The 19,929-nt window shown below is 67.8% G+C and carries 18 protein-coding genes; 11 read left to right on the top strand and 7 right to left on the bottom strand.

All coding sequences use genetic code 11. The features are described 5' to 3' along the window. Positions 1-4: 4 nt before the first annotated feature. Positions 5-676 carry a histidine phosphatase family protein gene (locus AC1DKN_RS19885; protein WP_476872278.1) on the bottom strand — a complete coding sequence of 224 codons (672 nt, stop codon included), beginning with the start codon at positions 674-676 and terminating at the stop codon, positions 5-7. Further along, positions 673-2,115: an adenylosuccinate lyase gene (gene purB, locus AC1DKN_RS19890; protein WP_476872279.1), complete on the bottom strand. Its 1,443-nt coding sequence runs from the start codon at positions 2,113-2,115 to the stop codon at positions 673-675. Before purB ends, AC1DKN_RS19885 begins: the two co-directional genes overlap by 4 nt. Positions 2,116-2,330: 215 nt before the next feature. Here purB and AC1DKN_RS19895 point away from each other — a divergent pair, with 215 nt between their 5' ends. Both AC1DKN_RS19895 and AC1DKN_RS19900 read left to right on the top strand, forming a co-directional pair. Continuing rightward, positions 2,331-2,702 carry a hypothetical protein gene (locus AC1DKN_RS19895; RefSeq protein WP_476872280.1) on the top strand — a complete coding sequence of 124 codons (372 nt, stop codon included), beginning with the start codon at positions 2,331-2,333 and terminating at the stop codon, positions 2,700-2,702. Then, a complete protein-coding gene (locus AC1DKN_RS19900; protein ID WP_476872281.1) occupies positions 2,702-4,156 on the top strand; it encodes a hypothetical protein in 1,455 nt (484 codons plus the stop codon). Before AC1DKN_RS19895 ends, AC1DKN_RS19900 begins: the two co-directional genes overlap by 1 nt. Here AC1DKN_RS19900 and AC1DKN_RS19905 read toward each other — a convergent pair. Beyond that, complete coding sequence (locus tag AC1DKN_RS19905) at positions 4,107-4,493, bottom strand: phage holin family protein (RefSeq protein WP_028277592.1); 387 nt, start codon at positions 4,491-4,493, stop codon at positions 4,107-4,109. The genes AC1DKN_RS19900 and AC1DKN_RS19905 overlap by 50 nt on opposite strands. A gap of 128 nt (positions 4,494-4,621) precedes the next feature. On the opposite strand from AC1DKN_RS19905, the gene AC1DKN_RS19910 reads away from it, so the two are divergent. The 4 genes from AC1DKN_RS19910 (at position 4,622) to AC1DKN_RS19925 (ending at position 9,684) form a co-directional block, all read left to right on the top strand. Continuing rightward, entirely contained in the window at positions 4,622-5,740 is a 1,119-nt protein-coding gene (locus tag AC1DKN_RS19910; RefSeq protein ID WP_476872282.1) for a histidinol-phosphate transaminase, read from the top strand. Positions 5,741-5,887: 147 nt separating this feature from the next. After that, complete coding sequence (gene pdhA, locus AC1DKN_RS19915) at positions 5,888-7,153, top strand: pyruvate dehydrogenase (acetyl-transferring) E1 component subunit alpha (RefSeq protein ID WP_476851435.1); 1,266 nt, start codon at positions 5,888-5,890, stop codon at positions 7,151-7,153. Then, positions 7,153-8,133, top strand: coding sequence for an alpha-ketoacid dehydrogenase subunit beta (locus tag AC1DKN_RS19920; protein ID WP_090582226.1), 981 nt, complete (start codon positions 7,153-7,155; stop codon positions 8,131-8,133). The genes pdhA and AC1DKN_RS19920 overlap by 1 nt, the downstream gene beginning before the upstream one ends. A gap of 9 nt (positions 8,134-8,142) precedes the next feature. Next, on the top strand, positions 8,143-9,684 hold the full coding sequence (locus AC1DKN_RS19925) for a dihydrolipoamide acetyltransferase family protein (protein ID WP_476872283.1): 1,542 nt from the start codon (positions 8,143-8,145) through the stop codon (positions 9,682-9,684). 116 nt (positions 9,685-9,800) lie between these two features. Here the strand turns inward: AC1DKN_RS19925 and AC1DKN_RS19930 are convergent, their stop codons facing one another. Further along, a complete protein-coding gene (locus AC1DKN_RS19930) occupies positions 9,801-10,139 on the bottom strand; it encodes a hypothetical protein (protein WP_476851437.1) in 339 nt (112 codons plus the stop codon). A 256-nt stretch (positions 10,140-10,395) separates the two neighbouring features. On the opposite strand from AC1DKN_RS19930, the gene AC1DKN_RS19935 reads away from it, so the two are divergent. Further along, positions 10,396-12,039, top strand: coding sequence for an AMP-binding protein (locus tag AC1DKN_RS19935; protein WP_476872284.1), 1,644 nt, complete (start codon positions 10,396-10,398; stop codon positions 12,037-12,039). 4 nt (positions 12,040-12,043) lie between these two features. On the opposite strand, the gene AC1DKN_RS19940 is transcribed toward AC1DKN_RS19935, so the two are convergent. The 3 genes from AC1DKN_RS19940 to AC1DKN_RS19950 all read right to left on the bottom strand — a co-directional run bounded on the left by AC1DKN_RS19940 (position 12,044) and on the right by AC1DKN_RS19950 (position 14,598). Continuing rightward, a complete protein-coding gene (locus AC1DKN_RS19940; protein WP_223914942.1) occupies positions 12,044-12,472 on the bottom strand; it encodes a universal stress protein in 429 nt (142 codons plus the stop codon). A gap of 106 nt (positions 12,473-12,578) precedes the next feature. Then, entirely contained in the window at positions 12,579-13,871 is a 1,293-nt protein-coding gene (locus tag AC1DKN_RS19945; protein WP_476872285.1) for an aminotransferase-like domain-containing protein, read from the bottom strand. Positions 13,872-14,034: 163 nt separating this feature from the next. Further along, positions 14,035-14,598: an NAD(P)H-dependent oxidoreductase gene (locus AC1DKN_RS19950; RefSeq protein WP_018775397.1), complete on the bottom strand. Its 564-nt coding sequence runs from the start codon at positions 14,596-14,598 to the stop codon at positions 14,035-14,037. Between the two features lie 126 nt (positions 14,599-14,724). Between AC1DKN_RS19950 and AC1DKN_RS19955 the strand changes: the two genes are divergently transcribed. The 4 genes from AC1DKN_RS19955 (at position 14,725) to AC1DKN_RS19970 (ending at position 19,879) form a co-directional block, all read left to right on the top strand. Beyond that, positions 14,725-15,357 (top strand): TetR/AcrR family transcriptional regulator, encoded by a 633-nt coding sequence (locus AC1DKN_RS19955; protein ID WP_476851440.1) that lies wholly within the window; start codon positions 14,725-14,727, stop codon positions 15,355-15,357. A 357-nt stretch (positions 15,358-15,714) separates the two neighbouring features. After that, entirely contained in the window at positions 15,715-16,701 is a 987-nt protein-coding gene (locus AC1DKN_RS19960) for an ABC transporter permease (RefSeq protein ID WP_476872286.1), read from the top strand. 2 nt (positions 16,702-16,703) lie between these two features. Then, entirely contained in the window at positions 16,704-17,714 is a 1,011-nt protein-coding gene (locus AC1DKN_RS19965) for an ABC transporter permease (RefSeq protein WP_230010032.1), read from the top strand. Next, the gene (locus tag AC1DKN_RS19970; protein WP_476851441.1) at positions 17,711-19,879 is read left to right on the top strand and encodes a dipeptide ABC transporter ATP-binding protein; all 2,169 of its coding nucleotides are present in this window, start codon (positions 17,711-17,713) and stop codon (positions 19,877-19,879) included. The genes AC1DKN_RS19965 and AC1DKN_RS19970 overlap by 4 nt, the downstream gene beginning before the upstream one ends. Positions 19,880-19,929: the final 50 nt, after the last annotated feature.

Genomic DNA, 19,929 nt, shown 5'->3' on the forward strand with positions numbered 1-19,929 from the left:
CCCGCTACGCCGGACGGCCGGTGGGATCCTCCGCCGTCGGATCCGCCAGTACCAGTCCGCCCACGGGACTGTCGTCCCAGTGGATGAGTTCCCAGCCGTTGGCGGGATCGCCTTCCAGCGCCACGATTCCGGTGTTGTCCAGCACGTGCCTGATGGCAAAGTCCGGTTCGATGTTGTCCGCCCGCAGGCCGGCCCACACCCGGATGGCTGCGCCGTGGCTGACCACGGCCACGGATCCTGAGCCCCCCGCCCCGTTTGTCCGTCCCGCTATTTTGGCGATCGCGGCGTCGTAACGCTCAAAGAAGTCCCGGCCGCTGGGACCGGCAGGCATCCGGCGGTCCAGCTCGCCGTCCGCCCACGAAAAAATGGTGCCGATGTACTGCTTGTGCGATTCGTGGTCCGTGCGCTTTTCCAGCGACCCGGCCTCGATCTCGTGAAGGCCCTCCAGCACCTCGGTTTCCAGCCCGTGCACCCGGGCGAGCGGTGCCGCTGTGATCTGCGTCCGAACCAGGGTGGAGGCGTACAGGGCAAGGATCCGCTCGTTCGCCAAGGCGCGGGACAACGTCTCGGCCTGACGCTCGCCGAGTTCGGTCAGCCCGGGCCCCGGGTGCGCCGTGTCCAGCTGGCCCAGCACATTGCCGGGCGTCTGGCCGTGCCGGATGAGCAGAAGCCTCATTTGAGGTGGTCCACCAGCTGGTCCGCGATGCCCGTGTACTTGCCCGGGGTCAGCGCCAGCAGGCGGGCTTCGGCGTCGGCGGACAGGCCGAGGCTCTGAACGAATTCCTGCATCCGGGCGGCATCCACGCGCTGTCCGCGGGTCAGGTCCTTGAGCCGCTCGTACGGGTTTTCCATGCCGTCGACGCCGGCGATGGCCTCGGCGCGCATGACCATCTGGATGGCCTCGCCGAGGACTTCCCAGTTGGTGTCCAGGTCCGCGGCCAGCACGTCCTCGGCAACCTTGAGCCGGTCCAGGCCCTTGGCAACGTTCGAGATGGCGAGCAGCGAGTGGCCGAACGCCACACCGATGTTGCGCTGCGAGGAGGAGTCGGTGAGATCGCGCTGCCAGCGGGAGGTGACCAGGGTGGAGCCGAGGACGTCCAGCAGGCCGGAGGAGATCTCGAGGTTGGCCTCGGCGTTTTCGAAACGGATCGGGTTCACCTTGTGCGGCATGGTTGAGGAGCCCGTGGCGCCTGCCACCGGGATCTGCACAAAGTACCCGATCGAGATGTAGCTCCAGATGTCGGTGCAGACGTTGTGCAGGATGCGGTTGAAACGCGCGACGTCGGCATAGAGTTCGGCCTGCCAGTCATGGCTTTCGATCTGCGTGGTCAGCGGGTTCCAGGTCAGGCCGAGGCCTTCGACGAAGCCCTTGGCGACGTGCTCCCAGTCGGCGCCCGGGACGGACGCGACGTGGGCGGCGTAGGTGCCGGTGGCGCCGTTGATCTTGCCGAGGTATTCGGTGCGGGCGATCCGGTCCAGCTGCCGGCCCAGCCGGTGCGCGATGACTGCCAGTTCCTTGCCCAGCGTGGTGGGCGTGGCGGGCTGGCCGTGGGTGCGGGAGAGCATCGGCACGGCGCGGTTGTCCCCGGCCATGGCGCTGATCTGGCCGACGAGGGCGCGGGCCGCAGGCAGCCACACGTCCTCCACGGCCCCCTTGATGCCCAGGGCGTAGGAGAGGTTGTTGATGTCTTCCGAGGTGCAGCCGAAGTGCACCATGGCGGTCAGGTGATCGATTCCGATGCCGGGCAGGCGGCGGCCGATGTAGTACTCCACGGCCTTGACATCGTGGACCGTAACGGCCTCGATCTCGGCGAGTTCGGTGACGGAGGCGGCGTCGAACTCCGTGACGATCGCACGCAGTTGCTCCTGTTGTTCCGCCGTGAGCGGTCCGGCCCCGGGCAGGACGCTGTTGCCGGTCAGGTGGATCAGCCACTCGACCTCCACAGCCACGCGGTCGCGGTTCAGGGCAGCCTCGGAAAGGTAGTCGACCAGCGGCGCGACGGCGGACTGGTAGCGGCCATCCAGCGGGCCGAGCGCGATCTGGTGGTCGGACGCGGCGAGGGCCAGGCGTCCGGACGGCGTGCGGGTATCAGCTGTGGCGGCAGTTTCAGGCATATGGCGATTCTTTCACGAAGTGCCGCCGGGCCTTAAGCGCCCCCGTCCTTATGACATTGCCGGATGACATTGCCGGCTGGCAGCGCATGGCGGTCCGGGACGTTGTCCACATAGCCGGGCGGCTCTCTTCAGCGGGCACAGGCCGCCCCGCTAGCGTCGGTTCATGGGCAGCTGGATGAGGCAGGTCACTGGGATGAGGCCGGGGTGAGGCCGGGATGAGGCCGGTCAACGGGATAGCACCGGGACCGGCGGGCAGTGTGGCGGTGCAGGACATGGCGGTGCAGGACATGGCGGTTCTTGGCGTGACGGCCGCCGACGCCCTTGAGTGCGCTTCGCGCAGTTATGAAGTCCAGCAGTTTGCTGCGCGCGTTGCGCGGTGCGCCGATGAGGCTGATGCGGTGCTCGCCGCCCTCGCCCGCCTCGAGCTGCAGTCGTGGCAGTCACCGGCCGGCCGCGCCTACCGTGCGGCCTTGTCCCTGCACGCGGCGGCGCTGCACCGAAGCCGGGATGCGCTGCTCGATGCTGTTGCCGTGGTGCTCCGGCATGCCCGGAACGTGGCGCAGCCCACGGACCAGATGGGACCCTGATGGCCGAGTCGAGTCCGGCGGGCTCCGGCGGCGGCCCCGGGGTTTCCGCGCCGCCGCGCGACGGCAGCCTGCTCATCCGGGGCGGAATCGGCGGGGTGAGCTTCCAGTTTGAGGAGCTGCTGGCGGGTGCCGCGGCACTGGACGGGCTGGTGCGGCAGCTGCAAATGGTTGAGGCGGAGGCCGACACCGTCCGGCGGGCACTCTTTCCCTACCAGTCCGACTCCTACACCAGCGGCAGCAACGCCATCATCGCTGTGGGGGAGGCCGGCCGGGAGGTCGGACGCGTCCGGTCCCAGCTTCAGCGGATCGGCGACGACGTCCGCGCCAGTCACCGCGAATACGAATACGCCGAAGCCCGGAATGCCCTGCTGCTGCGGATGGGACTGCACGGCTCCGAGTACGGCGCAGCACCGGAGCCCTTCGCCCTGCCCGGGGTGCGCGGCACTGTTGAAGGCTGGGTCGCCATGGCGCCCCGGAATCTCGCCGTGCTGCTTGGCCTGCCCTGGCCTTTGGCCGCCGTGGCCAGCGCCCTGGCCGGGCCCGCTGACGTCCGCCGCCTGGTGCGGGACGCCTCGGAAGCGCCGGGGCTCGTGTTCCTCAAGCCCCGCCCCGTCAGCATCGTGGGCCGGGAGACGTTTACGGCCGACGTCGACCTCTCACCGGCCGGGCTGCTGCGGCGGGCCGGGGCAGTGGGAGAGCAAGGCGGCCGGATCGAGGTTATCGAGGTCGACGGCGGTTCCCGGCCCGCGTGGGTGGTGATCATCCCCGGAACCCAGCAGGGCGCCCTGCCGGAAGGAACCAACCCCTTTGACCCCGCCGGAATCGCCGAGGCCCTGGGCTATGACTCGGCGTCGACGGCGCAGGCCATCAGGGAGGCGTTGCGGCAGGCCGGGGCCGAGGCCGGGGATCAGCTCGTGGCCGTCGGCTACAGCCAGGGCGGGATCCACGCGATGAATCTCAGCAAGGACCGTGCTGTCCTGGCCGAGTACGACCTCAAGTTCGTGCTGACCGCGGGCTCGCCGGTGGGCGGGATCAGCCCCGCGCCGGGGATCCGCAGCCTGCACCTCGAACATGAGCAGGACTGGGTGCCGGGGGCGGACGGACTGGCGAACCCGGACACCAGGGACCGGGTGACCGTGACCCTCACCAACCCGCTGGCGGTGCCGCCGCCACAGGATTTCGGCCTGGGTCCCGGGCACCGGCTGGAGAATTACACTGACGGGGCCGCGCTCGTCTCCGCGAGCCGGGACAACACCCTGCAGGACTCCACCGCGGCACTGGCCGCAGTGGTGGGGACCGGCGGGGCGGCGTCGGTGACCAGGTTCTCGCTCCGGCGTGAGGCCCGGCCGGAACCGCGGGCAACGCCCGCAACCACCTCGGGCACGCCGCGCGGCACGGGCGCTTCTAACGATCGAGGGCAGGAAGGAAGCTCGCCACGAGGGACACCAGACTGATGATGATGGCGGCGAACACGGCAGTCCAGAAGAACGAGTCGATGGTGAAGTGCACAGTGGTGTAGCTGCTGATCCAGGAGGTCAAGTAGAGCATCGCGGCGTTGATGACCACGGTGAACAGGCCCAGGGTGAGGATAGTGATCGGCAGCGAGAGGAGGCTGACAATGGGCTTGACGAAGGCATTGACCAGACCGAAGATCAAGCCGATGAACAGGTAGCCCAAGATGATGCTGATGGTGCCGTCACTCTGGGTGGAAATATCCAGCCCGGTGAGGATCCAGCAGGCGATTGCAAGGGCCAGTCCGTTGATGATGACTCGTACGATGATTGAGCGCATGGCCCCATGCTGTCATACGCCCGGCGGCGACGGCAGGGACCATATTCCCCATGTCAGCAACGGTTATCCCCTACGGACAGCAATCGGCTCCCGCAACTGCGGCAGCGACCCGAAGTAGGCTAGTTGGCATGACTTCATCAGAGAATCCGGCCGGGGGCATCAGGCCCCGTCCGGTGGTAGACCTCCTCCCCCGCTACGCGGCCGGAAAACCCCCCGTTCCCGTGGAAGGCCTGACCAGCTACAAGTTGTCCTCCAACGAGAACCCGTTGCCCCCGATCCCTGCAGTGCAGCAGGCCATCGCGGCGCAGACCGATTTCAACCGCTACCCCGATCCGCTCAGCAGCAGGCTGCGTGAAGCGCTCGCCCGCTTCCTGGATGTTCCCGCCGAGGACATCGTCACGGGCGCCGGCAGCCTGGGCGCCCTGAACCAGCTGCTGACCACCTTCGCCGGCCAGAACGACGACGGCAAGGCCGACGAGGTCATCTACGCCTGGCGCTCGTTCGAGGCCTACCCGATCTGCGTCGGACTGGCCGGCGCCGAGAGCGTCCGGATCCCGCTGACATCCGACGGGCGGCATGACCTGGACGCCATGGCCGCCGCAGTGACTGCGCGGACCCGGATGATCCTGCTGTGCACGCCCAACAACCCCACCGGACCCATCCTGACGGCCGAGGAAACGGAGCGCTTCATCCAGGCCGTTCCGGCCGACGTCGTGGTGGTCATTGACGAGGCCTACCAGGAATTCGTGCGCGCCGGCGACGCCGTGGACGGCATCGCCATGTACCGCAAGTACCCCAACGTCGTCGTCCTGCGGACCTTCTCAAAAGCGCACGGCCTCGCCGGACTCCGCGTGGGCTACAGCGTCTCCAGGCCCGAACTGACGCAGCACCTGCGCGTCAGTGCCACCCCCTTCGCCGTGTCCCAGATCGCGGAAACGGCAGCCGTGACGTCGCTCGAGCACTTCGCCGATGTTGTAGAAAGGGTACAAAGCCTGGTGGACGAACGGGACCGGGTCACGGCGGGACTGCGTGAGCTCGGGTGGTTCGTCCCGGAGGCCCAGGGCAACTTTGTCTGGCTCAATCTGGGCGAAAACAGCGCGGAATTTGCCGCCCTGGCGGCGGAACGGGCGCTGTCCGTACGGGCCTTCGGCAACGAGGGCGTCCGGGTCAGCATCGGCGAAACGGAAGCCAACACCCGTTTCCTGGAGCTCTGTGCGATCTATACAAAACCGCCGCGGCGTTCCTAGCGCTTAACACTGCGCGCTCAGGCCGCCCCGTGCGGATAAAGTAGGGACCAGTAAGCCAAAATATATGCCGGACCTGGAATGTATTCCTGGTCCGGCATATATCCCAGCGATTGCGGCGCATTCGGATGCGGCAAGCAAGGAGACGGTATGGGCGCCACACATCTGCCCTCTACCGAGTTCGACGGAACCGGGATGGATGACCAGCTCGAAGCGGAGGCCGAGGCCCAACTGGGTGCCCCGGCCGAGCCGATGGTGCAGTTGCTGGACCCGGACGGCACCCTGGGCTCGGACCCGGTTTTCTCAAAATACGCCGAGAAGCTGGACCCGGGCACCCTGCGCGGCTTCTACGCGGATATGGCCAAGATCCGCCGCTTCGACGTGGAGGCCACCGCCCTGCAGCGGCAGGGCCAGCTGGCCCTGTGGGTCCCGCTCACCGGACAGGAAGCCGCCCAGATCGGCTCCGGACGGGCCAGCCAGCCGCAGGACTACATCTTCCCCACCTACCGCGAGCACGGCGTGGCCCTGACACGGAACGTGGACCTGGCCGAGCTGCTGCGCCAGTTCCGGGGCGTCTCCAACGGCGGCTGGAACCCGAAAGACACGAACTTCCACCTCTACACGCTGGTCCTGGCCGCCCAGACCCCGCACGCCGTCGGGTACGCCATGGGCATCCAGCGGGACCAGAAACTGGCGGCCGCCAACGCCGTCGCCAGCGGTGAGGCGGGACAGGCCGTGGAGCCGAACGCCGCCGTCATGGTCTACTTCGGCGACGGCGCCAGCTCCGAAGGGGACGTCCATGAATCCATGGTGTTCGCCGCTTCCTATCAGGCGCCCGTGGTCTTCTTCTGCCAGAACAACCACTGGGCCATCTCCGTGCCAAGCTCCGTGCAGACCCGCATCCCGCTCGCCAACCGCGCCAAAGGCTACGGCTTCCCCGGTATCAGGGTGGACGGCAATGACGTGATCGCCGTCCACGCCGTCACGGAATGGGCGCTGGAGCGGGCCCGCGAGGGCCATGGTCCCGTACTGATCGAGGCGTTCACCTACCGGGTCGGGGCGCACACCACGGCCGATGACCCCACCAAATACCGTGCATCCGCCGAAGAAAGCCTCTGGCGTGCCAAGGACCCGCTGGCCCGGCTGGAGAAGTATCTCCGGGCCCAGGGCCTCGCGGATGACAGCTTCTTCGAGCAGGTCAAGGCCGACGGCGACGAGCTCGCCGCCTATGTCCGCAAGACCACCCACGACCTCGAAACCCCGGACATCCGGACTGCCTTCGCCAACACCTATGTGGAGGCCCACCCGCTGGTGGCCGAGGAACTGGCCTGGTTCGAGGAATACAGCGCAGGGTTCGCCGATGAGGCGTCCGCCGATGAGGCACGCACAGCCGAGACAGACAGGGCGGCCCGCTGATGACCACCATGACCATTGCGAAAGCCATCAATGAGGGTCTGCGGGCCACGTTGAACAACAACCCCCGCTCGCTGCTGATGGGCGAGGACATCGGGGCCCTTGGCGGCGTCTACCGGGTCACCGACGGGCTGATCGCCGAATTCGGCGCCGACCGCGTGGTGGATACCCCGCTGGCCGAATCCGGCATTATCGGCACCGCGATCGGCCTGTCCCTGCGCGGCTACCAGCCGGTCTGCGAGATCCAGTTCGACGGTTTCGTGTTCCCGGGGTTCAACCAGATCACCACCCAGCTGGCCAAGATGCACTCGCGCAGCAACGGCAACCTGACCGTTCCCGTCGTCATCCGGATTCCGTACGGCGGCGGCATCGGCTCCATTGAACACCACTCCGAATCGCCGGAGGCACTGTTCGCCCACACGGCCGGGCTGCGCATCATCACCCCCTCCAATCCGCACGATGCCTACTGGATGATCCAGCAGGCCGTCGACTGCCAGGATCCCGTGATCGTCTTCGAGCCCAAGCGCCGCTACTGGCTCAAGGGCGAGGTCGACACCGAGACCCCGGGCGCGTCCGCTGACCCTTTCAAGGCGCATGTGCTCCGCGAGGGCACCGACGCGACCGTCGTCGTCTACGGCCCGCTGGTGCCCGTGGCCCTCGCAGCGGCCGAGGCCGCCGCCGAGGACGGCCACAGCGTCGAGGTGATCGACCTCCGTTCCATCTCGCCGATCGACTTCGACACCGTCACGGCCTCGGTCCGGAAAACCGGCCGGCTGATCGTGGCCCACGAGGCCCCCACATTCGGCGGCATCGGCGGCGAAATCGCCGCGCGGATCAGTGAGCGGGCGTTCCATTCACTGGAGGCCCCCGTCATCCGCGTCGGGGGATTCCACATGCCCTATCCCGTGGCCAAGGTCGAAGAAGACTACCTGCCGGACATCGACCGCATCCTTGAGGCGCTCGACCGCGCCCTGGCGTACTGACGAGGACCCATGACGCTCAACAAGTTCAACCTTCCCGACGTCGGCGAAGGGCTGACGGAGGCCGAAATCGTGGCCTGGAAGGTCAAGGTCGGCGATACCGTGGCCGTCAACGACGTCCTGTGCGAGATCGAGACGGCCAAATCCCTGGTGGAGCTGCCCTCACCGTTCGCCGGGACCGTCACGGAACTGCTGGTGCCCGAGGGAGTCACGGTGGATGTCGGCACGCCGATCATCAGCGTGAGCGACGCCGTCGACGCCCCGGCGCCGGCCGCTGCGGCACCCGCCCCGGCGCCTGTAGCCCAGGAGCAGGCTGCCGCCGCGCCCATGTACGGCACGCTTCCGGCTGATGACTCCGACGCCGGCGAACCAGCCGGGCGCCCGGCCGGCGGGCCGCTCGTGGGCTCCGGTCCCAAGGCCGACGCCGTCAAGCGCCGGCGGCGGATTTCCGCCCCTGCGGCAGCTGGCCACTACGCCCCGTCCGCCGCGGCAGCCACCGGCGCTGCCGCCCCGGTGGTGGAGCAGGTGGGGGTGGAGGCCCACGACATATGGATCAACCCGGACGCGGCCAGCCGCCCTGCCGACGCGGCCGCGGGCCCGGCCGGCTCCGTTGAGGCGCGCCCCACCTTCGGCGGTGCCATCAGCGGCCTGGTCGGCAAGGTGCTGGCCAAGCCGCCGGTCCGCAAGATCGCCCGGGACCTCGGGATCAACCTGGCCGATGTCGTGCCTACCGGCGCCCGCGGTGAAGTGACCCGCGAGGACCTGGTGAGCTACCAGGCCCAGCGGGACGCCGAGGTGGACAAGGCGGACTCGTTCTGGGGCAAGTCCGGCCGCCCGCAGGACCAGCGGATCGAGCGGATCCCGGTCAAGGGAGTCCGCAAAGCCACCGCGAAGGCCATGGTCGAATCCGCGTTTGCCGCGCCGCACGTCAGCATCTTTGTCGACGTCGATGCCAGCCGCACCATGGAATTCGTCAAACGCCTCAAGGCCTCCCGCGACTTCGAAGGCATCAAGGTCTCCCCGCTGCTGATCCTGGCCAAGGCGGTCATTTGGGCCGCGGCGCGAAACCCGAGTGTCAACGCAACGTGGGTGGACAACCCGGACGGCAGCGATTCCGCGGAGATCCACGTCAAGCACTTCATGAACCTGGGCATCGCGGCCGCCACGCCCCGCGGGCTGATGGTGCCGAACATCAAGAACGCCCAGGACCTCTCGCTCAAGCAACTGGCCCTGGCCCTGAACGAGCTCGCCACGACTGCGCGGGCCGGCAAGACCCAGCCTGCCCAGATGCGCGGCGGCACGCTCACCGTGACCAACATCGGCGCCCTCGGGATCGACACCGGAACGCCGATCATCAACCCTGGCGAGGTCGCCATCGTGGCGTTCGGCACCATCAAGCAAAAGCCTTGGGTCCTGGACGGCGAAGTCATTCCGCGTTGGATCACCACCCTCGGCGGCTCCTTCGACCACCGCGTGGTGGACGGCGACCTTTCGGCCCGCTTCATGGCCGACGTCGCCGCCATCCTGGAAGAGCCGGCCCTGCTGCTGGACTAGCCGGCGAAACCGGCCACGAAACCGGCCGCGAAACCGCAGAACCCCGCCGCTGAACCTTTCAGCGGCGGGGTTTCTCAGTGTTGGGGTTTCTCAGTGGGCAGCCTGGCCCGGGCCGCTCAGTTTCCCGAGTATGCGGTCAGGATCTGGACCAGCGCGGGATCGCCGCTCATGCCGGCGAGGGCGGCCGAGGCGGCAAACATCAGGCCCGCGAGCCCCGCGCAGCACGCGCTGATTCCCGTCAGGAACTTCCAGTCCTCCCGGAACACGCTGCGCAAGGTGTCGGGCATGCGCAGTCCCGGGGCAATCAGGTTGGGTGCGCTGTCCGTCGATCCGTCGTCCAGGAACGCGACAACGCGACCGGCACCGCGGTCCACGCGCATGGCGCTGATGTGGTTGCCGTGCCGGGCCAGCAGGATGTCGTGGCCAACCAGCTGGCGGCGCTGAAGAGTGATCATGGGGCTCCCTTGGTAGGTGGGTTCTCGGACGTCCGCACCATCGCAGGGCACCTCCCATTTTACTGAGCCGGTCCGCGCCGGGCGGCCCGCTGGGCGGTGAGGCTGCCCACGACAAAGGGTGATCCTCATCAAGTCCGGACACGGCCACGACCGGACACAGCCAAGTCCGCGCCCTCCTGTCCCGCGGCTACGCCCGGCACTAGAGTGGCACCAGCCGCCGACAGCCCGGGCGGAAGCGGATCAAAGGAGATGTTGCGTGTTTTCAAGCCCGTACCCCGACGTCGATGTTCCCAACCTCGGCATTTACGACTACCTCTTCGGCGCTCTGGCAGAGGAGGACCTGGACCGGATCGCCGTCGTCGATGGCGCCAGCGGTGCGGAGACCACCTACCGGGCGCTGCGCGGGCAGATCGACGCCCTCGCCGGTGCCGTCGCCGCCCAGGGCCTGGGCGTGCACGGCGTGGCCGCCATCCTGTGTCCCAACGTCCCCGCCTTTGCGACCGTCTTCCACGGCCTGCTCCGGGCAGGCGCAACGGTCACCACCATCAACGCCCTGTACACGGCCGACGAGATCGCCACCCAGCTCACCGACGCCGGCGCGGACTGGCTCTTCACCGTATCGGCGCTGCTGCCGGCCGCCCGGGAGGCCGCCGAAAGGACCGGGATCCCTGCCTCACGGCTCGTGGTGCTCGACGGCGCCGACGGCCACCCCTCGCTGGCCGACTTGCTCGCCATGGGCGCACCGGCACCCCGCGTCTCGTTCGATCCCGCCACGCATGTGGCCGTGCTGCCCTACTCCTCCGGCACCACCGGCCGGCCGAAGGGGGTCATGCTCAGCCACCGCAACCTGGTCGCCAACGTGGAACAGGCCAGGGGTCTGCTCGACGTCGGCCCCGAAGACCGGGTCCTGGCGCTGCTCCCGTTTTTCCACATCTACGGGCTGACCGTGCTGCTGAACCTCGCGCTGCGCCAGCGGGCCAGGCTTGTGACCATGCCCCGGTTCGACCTGCCCGAGTTCCTGCGGATCATCCAGGACCACCGGTGCAGCTACCTGTTCATCGCGCCTCCCGTGGCCGTGGCGCTGTCCAAGCACCCGCTCGTTGCCGAGTACGACCTCGGCTCGGTGCACACCACCCTTTCCGGCGCGGCGCCGCTGGACGGCGAACTTGGCACGCGCCTGGCCGAACGCCTCGGCTGCCGGGTTCTGCAGGGCTACGGCATGACCGAGATGAGCCCGGTATCGCACCTCATTCCGCGCGTGGGCCGCGATGGGCTCAGGGTCCCCGTCAGTTCCGTGGGGTACACGGTGCCGAACATGCAGTGCCGCCTCGTGGACCCGGCCACGGGGGAGGAGATCCCGGTTCCCGCGGAAGGGACCAGCGCGCCGGGGCACCTGTTGTGCCGCGGGCCGAATGTGATGCTCGGCTACCTCAACCGGCCGCAGGAAACCGCGGACACCCTGGACGCGGACGGCTTCCTGCGCACCGGGGACATCGCCACGGTGCGGGCGGACGGGGTGGTGACGGTCGTGGACCGGCTCAAGGAACTGATCAAGTACAACGGCTACCAGATCGCCCCGGCGGAACTGGAGGCGCTGCTCCTCACCCACCCCGGCATCGCCGACTCCGCGGTGGTCGGCTCCCTCGACGCCGACGGCCAGGAAGTGCCCAAGGCGTTCGTGGTCCGCCAGCCGGGCGCGGACGGCGATGCCTTGGACCTGGCGGGCGTCATGGACTTCGTGGCGGCCCGGGTGGCGCCGTTCAAGAAAGTCCGACAGGTTGAGTTCATCGACGCCGTGCCGAAATCCGCCTCAGGAAAGATCCTGCGGCGGATGCTTGGGTCTGCAGGCTCAGACACCGGCCAAGCCGCCGTGCCGGCAGCGGCACCGAAGCAGCAGTAGCGCCTCAGTCGGCGTCGGTCTTGGCGATGTAGACGTCACAGGGGGCGTTGTGGGCCACGCTGTTCGCAACGCTCCCCAAGACCCGGCCGATTCCGCTCATGCGCCGGTTGCCGACCACGATCATCAAGGCACTCGTCCGTTCGGCTTCCCGGATCAGGGCCTCGGCCGGCTTGCCCCGCGCGGCGGCGTACGTGACGGTGATGTCCGGGCGGCGCAGGCCTTCCGCGACCGAGCGCGCAACCGTTTCCGCGTTGCCGGCGTCGGAAACGATCCACTGGTCACTGCCGCTGCCGAAGACCTGTGTCTTGTCGCTGTCAAAGGCGCTGACCACATGAAGTGTCGCCCCCACGGAAACTGCGAGGTCGCGCGCGGTGTGCGCCGCCCGCAGTGCAGTTTCACTGCCGTCGACGCCGACAACGATTATTCCGGTCATGGACCGCTCCTCTTTCAACGAGTAATGCTGTTTAGTGTGCCTGGCCGATCAACTGGCCCCAGCGCGCCCCAGTCGAGGCCCCGCATGGATCCTGCCGGTGTTCACGCTACAGGGCGGCCAGGGCTTCCCGCAGGACCGGCGCGAGCCGCCGCACACCCTCGCGGATCGATTCGGGCGGCACCGCGCTGAACGCCAGCCGGATCTTGTTCGACGGGTCGTCCGAGTTTGTGAAGGCCGCTCCCGGAATGAAGACGACGCCGGCGTCGATGGCCTTCCTCAGTAGCGGGTAAGTATCCACGCCGTCGGGCAGCGTAACCCACACGAAGAAGCCGCCCTCGGGGCGCGTCCAGGTCAGTCCCTCCGGCATGTAGTCGGCCAAGGCGGCCAGCATTGCCTCGCAACGTTCCTGGTACAGCCCCCGGTACGTCTCGATCTGGCCGCGCCAGTCGTAGTCGCGCAGATAGGCCGACACCAGCATCTGGTTCAGCGTCGGCGGGCACAGGGTGACGGCCTCCGACGCCAGGTAATACCTGCGCTGCAGGTGGGCCGGGACCAGGGCCCAGCCGATCCGCAGGCCCGGGGCGAAGATCTTGGAAAAGGACCCCATGTAGATGACGTCATCCGGGTTGGCCGCCCGCAGGGGGGTGAGCGGCTTGCCGTCGAAGCGGAGCAGGCCGTAGGGGTTGTCCTCCAGCACCAGAATATTCGCGCGACGGCATATATCCACCACGGATTGCCGGCGTTCCGCGGACAGGGTGATGCCGGACGGGTTGTTGAAGCTGGGAATGGTGTAGAGGAACTTGACGTTCTTGCCCGCGGTCTGGAGGGCGGCGATCTTTGCCTCCAGCAGATCAGGGATGATGCCGTCACCGTCCATCGGCACCGTTTCGACCTCCACCTGGTAGGCCTCGAAGGTGTTGAGGGCCCCGACATAGGTGGGGTCCTCGACGAGGACCACGTCGCCCGGATTGCAGAAAACCTTGGTGGCCACATCCTGCGCGGACTGCGAGCCGGCCGTGATGACGATGTTCGCGGGGTCGGCGTCCAGGATCCCCTCTGCCGCCATGACCTCGCAGATCTGGATGCGGAGCTCTTCACTGCCTTGGCCGCCGCCGTACTGCAGGGCGGTCATCCCCTGCTCGGCGATGATCTTCGCGGCGGTCTGGCCCAGGCGTTCCAGCGGCAGGGACTGCAGGTAGGGGCTGCCCCCGGCGAGGGAGACGAGGCCGGGGCGCATCGAGATGTCGAAAACATCCCGGACCGCCGACTGTTTGATATTTGCTGCGCGCTCCGAGAACAGGATCTCGTGGCGGTGGGCGGACGTAGCCGCACGTTCGATTGCGTCAATGGCCTCGGCCGGAAGTACTGCTGCGGCGGCATCAAGTGTTTCGTGGGTCACAAACCCAAGGATACTACCCGTGTTGTCTTGGGGGAAACGATTGTTTCCAAATGATGCCCGGGCCGAAAGCGACCGGGCTGCTCCGGGCGGCCCGAGGCCCCCGGCAGCCGTGTGCTGCCGGGGGCCCGGGAGGTATCTGGAGCGGAGTGCGGGGTGCGGTAGCTTACGCCGCTTCCGCAGCGGGAGCCTCGGCCAGCGCGTCGAACACGCCCTTGATCTGCTCGACAACTTCGGCGTCGTCCTTGGGGTGAACCTCGGCGAAGCGGACCATCGAGCCCGGGACTGCCAGCTTGACGTTTTCGAGGACCTGGGCGCCGGCGATGCCGACGGCCTTGCGGGCCTCGTCCTGGGCCCATACGCCGCCGAACTGGCCAAAGGCGGTTCCGACAACCGCGGTGGGCTTGCCGGACAGGGCGCCTGCGCCGAAGGGGCGGGACAGCCAGTCGATGGCGTTCTTCAGCGATGCCGGGACGGTGCCGTTATGCTCCGGCGTGACCAGCAGGATGGTGTCGGCCTCGTTGGCGGCGGCCCGCAGGGCGGCGGCGGCCGCGGGCACCTGGCCTTCGACGTCGATGTCCTCGTTGTAGAAGGGGATGTTGCCCAGGCTCTCGTGAATGACCACGTCCACCTGTTCCGGGGCGTTGAGCGCGATGGCCTCGGCCAGCTGCAGGTTGGTGGAGCCGGCGCGAAGGCTGCCGACGAGAGTGAGGATGGTCTTCTTGGACATGTGTACTCCTGTGCATCACGCCGCGGGGTGATTCCGGCGGCTGGTGGATCGTGAGGCTTTGGGGGCCTTCACCCATCCTAAACGGACTGCGGTCCGGTTATATTCCGGGGCGCTAGAATCAGCGGTGTGAGCCTCATTCCGATCCGTCCCGGTGCCCAGTCCGGGGCAGGGCGCCCCGTCGCGCCCGCCGCAGAATCAGCGCGCAGCGACGCGATGCGCAACAGGGAGCTCCTGCTCTGCGCCGCCCGGGAAATCGTTGAGGAATCCAGCGCCGACGCCCTCACCATGGACCGGCTGGCGCAGCGCGCCGGAGTTGGAAAAGGGACGGTCTTCCGGCGGTTCGGCAGCCGTGCCGGGCTGATGATGGCGCTCCTTAGCGACGCCGAGGCCGAATTCCAGGGCCGGTTCATGTTTGGTCCGCCCCCGGTAGGTCCCGGCGCGCCGCCCCTGGAGCGGCTGATCGCCGTGGGCGCCGCCCGCATTGACTGGATCCTGGAATTCGGGGAGCTGGCGCGGGCCGCCGACGCCTCGGTCTACAACAGGTTCGATGTCCCGCCGGCCGTCCTCTGGCGCCGTCATCTCGAGATGCTGCTGCGCGAAGCCGGCGTGACGGCGGACCCGTGGGTCATGGCGTCGGCCCTCGGGGCGTCGCTGGAGCCGGAACTGCTGCTTCATTCCGTCGGCGTGCACGGGATTGCGCCGGAGCGCCTTGCGGACACCTGGCGGGAGCTTGTCACGCGCGTAGTGTGCGGCTCCTAGCGGCGCAGCCGGTTCCGTGGTCCAAATCCATTCCACGGAGTTATTCATAACGATCTGTAGCGAAGCCGCCGTGTCGCGGCCCGTGAGAGCCCGGCGGAGCCCGGCTAATGTGATAGCTTCCTCTGGAATGTGACCCGCAACATAGCCCACAAGGGCTCAGCCGCAAGGCATGCGGGCGGCCGGAAACCAGCTGGCCCATACTCCCGAACCGGCTGCGGAACCCGCTGCCGGATGGGGACGACGGAAGGATCGACGTTGTGAATAATCTTGTCCCTGGCACAGGCGGGCCCGCCCGTGCGGCCGCAGCCGTGACGCACGGATCTGCTCAGGCAACGGCGATCCAGAACTAGCCGCTCCATGCTTCGATATCTCGCCAAACGTGCGCTCACGTATGTCTTCATGATCTTCCTGACCACCAGTGCCGGCTATCTCCTGGCTGTGAGCACGCTGCAGCCGGCGCTGCTTGAGCAGGAGCGGATTCCGCGGCCCACGCCCGAGCAGGTGGTCAATTCCTTCCGGCTCAAGGGGCTCGATCCCACCCTCAACCCGTGGGAGCGCTACGTCGACTGGCTCGCCGCCATTCTCACCCGCTGGGACTGGGGACGGAGCCCCAACGGTGCCTTCATCAACGCCGAGTTCGGCGACCGGGTCTGGATCTCAACCCGGCTCTTCCTGGCCTCGATCATCCTGACCCTCGTGATCGGCGTCGCCCTCGGCGTCTTCACCGCGGCCCGCCAGTACAAGGCCTCGGACCGGGCCATCACCTCGTACAGCTACCTCATGTACATCGTCCCCGCACCGATCGCCTACTTCCTGGTGCAGCTGGGCGCCATCAACATCAACGAGTCGGTCGGGGAGCGGGTCTTCTTTGTCACCGGCATCTCCACCCCGGGTCTGGACGGCGACGGCTGGGCCCAGTTCGTCGACATGCTCGCCCACTACGCCGTGCCCACGTTCGCCATCACGATTGTGGGCTGGGGCGCGTACCAGATCGCCCAGCGCCAGTATCTGCTGGACAACGTCAACGCCGACTTCGTCAGGACGGCGCGGGCCAAGGGCCTGACCCGCAACCAGGCCATCAGCCGGCACGCCCTGCGGGTGTCCTTCATCCCCGTGGCGCAGAGCATTGCGTTCACCATCCCGGCCATCTTCGCCGGCGGCTTCTTCGCCGAGAAAATCTTCGCCTGGCACGGCGTCGGGTCCTGGTCCATCGACTCAATTGCCCTGCAGGACGTCAACGCGGCCACCGCGACCCTCGCCTACGGCTCCGTCATCTTCGCGGTCGGAGCGATCCTCGCCGACTTCGCCACCACGCTCGTGGACCCGAGAGTGCGGGTGCAGTAATCATGACCAACCTCAACACGATTGACCCAGCCGCCGTCCTGGACGAAGGAAAGTTCGGCGACGACGAGGTCGTGATCGGCAAGTCGCGGATCATCCTGCGGCGCTTCCTGCGCAACCGGACAGCGGTCGCCGGCCTCGCCATCTTCCTGGCCCTGACCCTCTTCTCCTTCATCGGCGGCTTCTTCGGCAGCTGGGACAAGGAGACCATCGACCCCTTCAACATCGGCATGCCGCCCTCCGCGGAGCACCTGCTGGGCACCTCCCAGGCCGGGATCGACCTCTACGCCCTTACCGTCGAGGGCACCAGGGTCTCCATCCTGATCGGCGTCGTCGTCGGCCTCGTCTCGGTGCTGATCGCCGCCGTCTACGGCTGCACCATGGCGTTCTTCGGCCGCAAGGTGGACAAGGTCATGCTGTTCATCCTCGAAGCCCTGATCATGATGCCGGCCCTGCTGGTTGTCGCGGTGGCCACGAGCGGCGGCGCCAACGGCCTGAAGAACACCGTCCCGAGCTGGCTGCTGCTCATCATCGTGCTGCTGGTCTTCAGCTGGATGGGGACCGCACGCCTCATCAGGTCCCTGTCGCTCTCCCTCATGCAGCGTGACTTCGTCAAAGCCTCCCAGTACATGGGCATCCCGCCGCGCCGGATCGTCTGGCGCCACCTCGTGCCGAACATCGGCTCCCTGCTGGTCCTGGAAGTCACCCGCGGCGTCACCGGCGCCATCCTCGCCGAGGTCGCGTTCTCCTTCATCGGCATCGGCATCAAGGTCCCCGACGTGAGCCTGGGCGTCCTGATCGGCCAGTCGACCTCCCAGGTTTCCACCTTTCCGTGGATGTTCTGGGCGCCCCTGATCGTGATGTTCCTGCTGACCGGCTCGCTCGCCATGATGAACGACGGCCTCCGCGACGCGTTCGACCCCAGCTCCAGCTCCGTTGGCCGCGCCAAGAGGAGCAAGGCCACTGGCCACGCCACCGGCGGCGCCACCGGCAAGACACAGAAGAAGAGCAAATGACCAGCAACACCACCGCACGGGACACCGCGCAAGGGACCGCCGAGCGCCTCCACGCCGCCGGGCTGCACGCCCCCACGAGCGCGGTCCTCTCCGTCCGGGACCTCAACGTCCGCTTCAACACGGAAAACGGCGTGGTGCACGCGGTCCGCGGCGTCGACTTCGACGTGATGCCCGGCAAGACGCTGGGCATTGTGGGCGAGTCCGGCTCCGGCAAATCCGTCACGTCCATGGCGATCATGGGCCTGCTGCCCGCGACGGCGGAAATCACCGGTTCGGTCCGGCTGCAGGGCAAGGAGCTCCTGGGGCTCAGCGACAAGGCCATGTGCCGCCACCGCGGCAGCGACCTCGCCATGGTGTTCCAGGACCCGCTGTCCTCCCTGACCCCGGTCTACACCGTCGGCACCCAGATCATCGAGGCCCTGACCGTCCACAACCCGACCATGAGCAAGCAGGCCAAGGAGGCACGCGCCGTCGAACTCCTGGGGTTGGTCGGCATCCCCAGCCCGAAGGACCGGCTCAAGGCCTTCCCGCACGAGTTCTCCGGCGGCATGCGCCAGCGCGTCATGATCGCCATCGCGATCGCCAACAACCCGCGGGTTCTGATCGCCGATGAGCCGACGACGGCGCTGGACGTCACCATCCAGGCGCAGGTCCTCGAGGTGCTCCACGCCGCCCAGGAGGAGACCGGCGCCGCGGTCGTCATGATCACGCACGACCTCGGCGTGGTCGCCGGCATGGCGGACGACATCATGGTGATGTACGCGGGCAGGCCGGTGGAGACCGGCAGCGTCGATGACATCTACTACAGCCCGCGGATGCCCTACACGATGGGCCTGCTCGGTGCGGTCCCGCGCGTGGACGTCGCGGAAAAATCGTCGCTGGTGCCGATCGACGGCATCCCCCCGAACCTCACCCAGCCGCCCACCGGCTGTTCGTTCGCGCCGCGGTGCCCGCTGGCCAGCGAGGCCTGCCTCGACGGCGAACCTGACCTTCGGGCGGTGGCGCCCGGCACCGGGCACAGCGCCGCGTGCATCAAGAGCGAGGCCCTCGCCGACGTCGATGTCCACACTGTTTTCGCCGTCCCGGCCGTGCCGGTATCCCGCTTTGACAGCCTTCCCCGGCACGAACGCAAGACTGTCCTGGAACTCCGCGACGTCAGGAAGCACTTTCCGCTGATGAAGGGCGCCCTGATCAAGCGCAGGATCGGCACGGTGAAGGCCGTGGACGGGCTGAGCTTCGATATCCGTGAGGGCGAGTGCTTCTCGATCGTGGGGGAGTCGGGCTGCGGAAAGACCACCACCCTGCTGGAAATCATGGAGTTCCACAAGGACCAGGACGGCGAGGTGGTGATCGGCGGGCTGAGCAACAAGCAGGCCGCGGACGCCCGGGCCAAGAGCGCCATGCGCAAGGAACTGCAGATGGTGTTCCAGGATCCCACCGGGGCACTGGATCCGCGCTTCACCGTCTACGAGGTCCTGGCCGAGCCGATGGAAAACCTGGGCATGCCCAAGGCTGCCATCCGGAAGCGGATCATGGAGCTCATGGAGCTGGTGGGCCTGCAGGCGGACCACGTCAACCGGTTCCCCAACCAGTTCTCCGGCGGCCAGCGCCAGCGCATCGGCATTGCCCGCGCCCTCGCGGTGAACCCCCGGCTGGTGGTCCTGGATGAGCCCGTCTCCGCCCTCGACGTATCGGTGCAGGCCGGCGTCATCAACCTCCTGGACAAGCTCCGTGCCGAACTCGGCCTCAGCTACCTCATGGTGGCCCATGACCTCTCCGTGGTCCGGCACATCTCCAACCGCGTTGCCGTCATGTACCTGGGCAAGATCGTGGAGATCGGCGACGTCGACGCCGTCTTCGACAACCCCCGCCACCCCTATACCCGTGCCCTGCTCTCCGCGATCCCGGTACCGGATCCGGAGCTGGAGCGCACCCGCGAGCGGATCATCCTCCAGGGCGACCTGCCCTCGCCGCTGGAAGCGCCGGCAGGCTGCAACTTCGCCACCCGCTGTCCCGTGTTCGCGGCCCTGCCGCCGGCCAGGCAGGAGAAGTGCCTGACCCTGGAGCCGGCCCTCGAAGCGTCCGCCACCGACCAGCAGTTCGCCTGCTTCTACCCGGACGGCGAACTGGACGCGGACATGCTGGTTGTCCACGAAAACCACTGAATCACCGGACCAGCACACCACCCGAGAACCCACGCATCACACTCGCATGA

This window comes from Arthrobacter sp. 01N444, assembly GCF_056399305.1.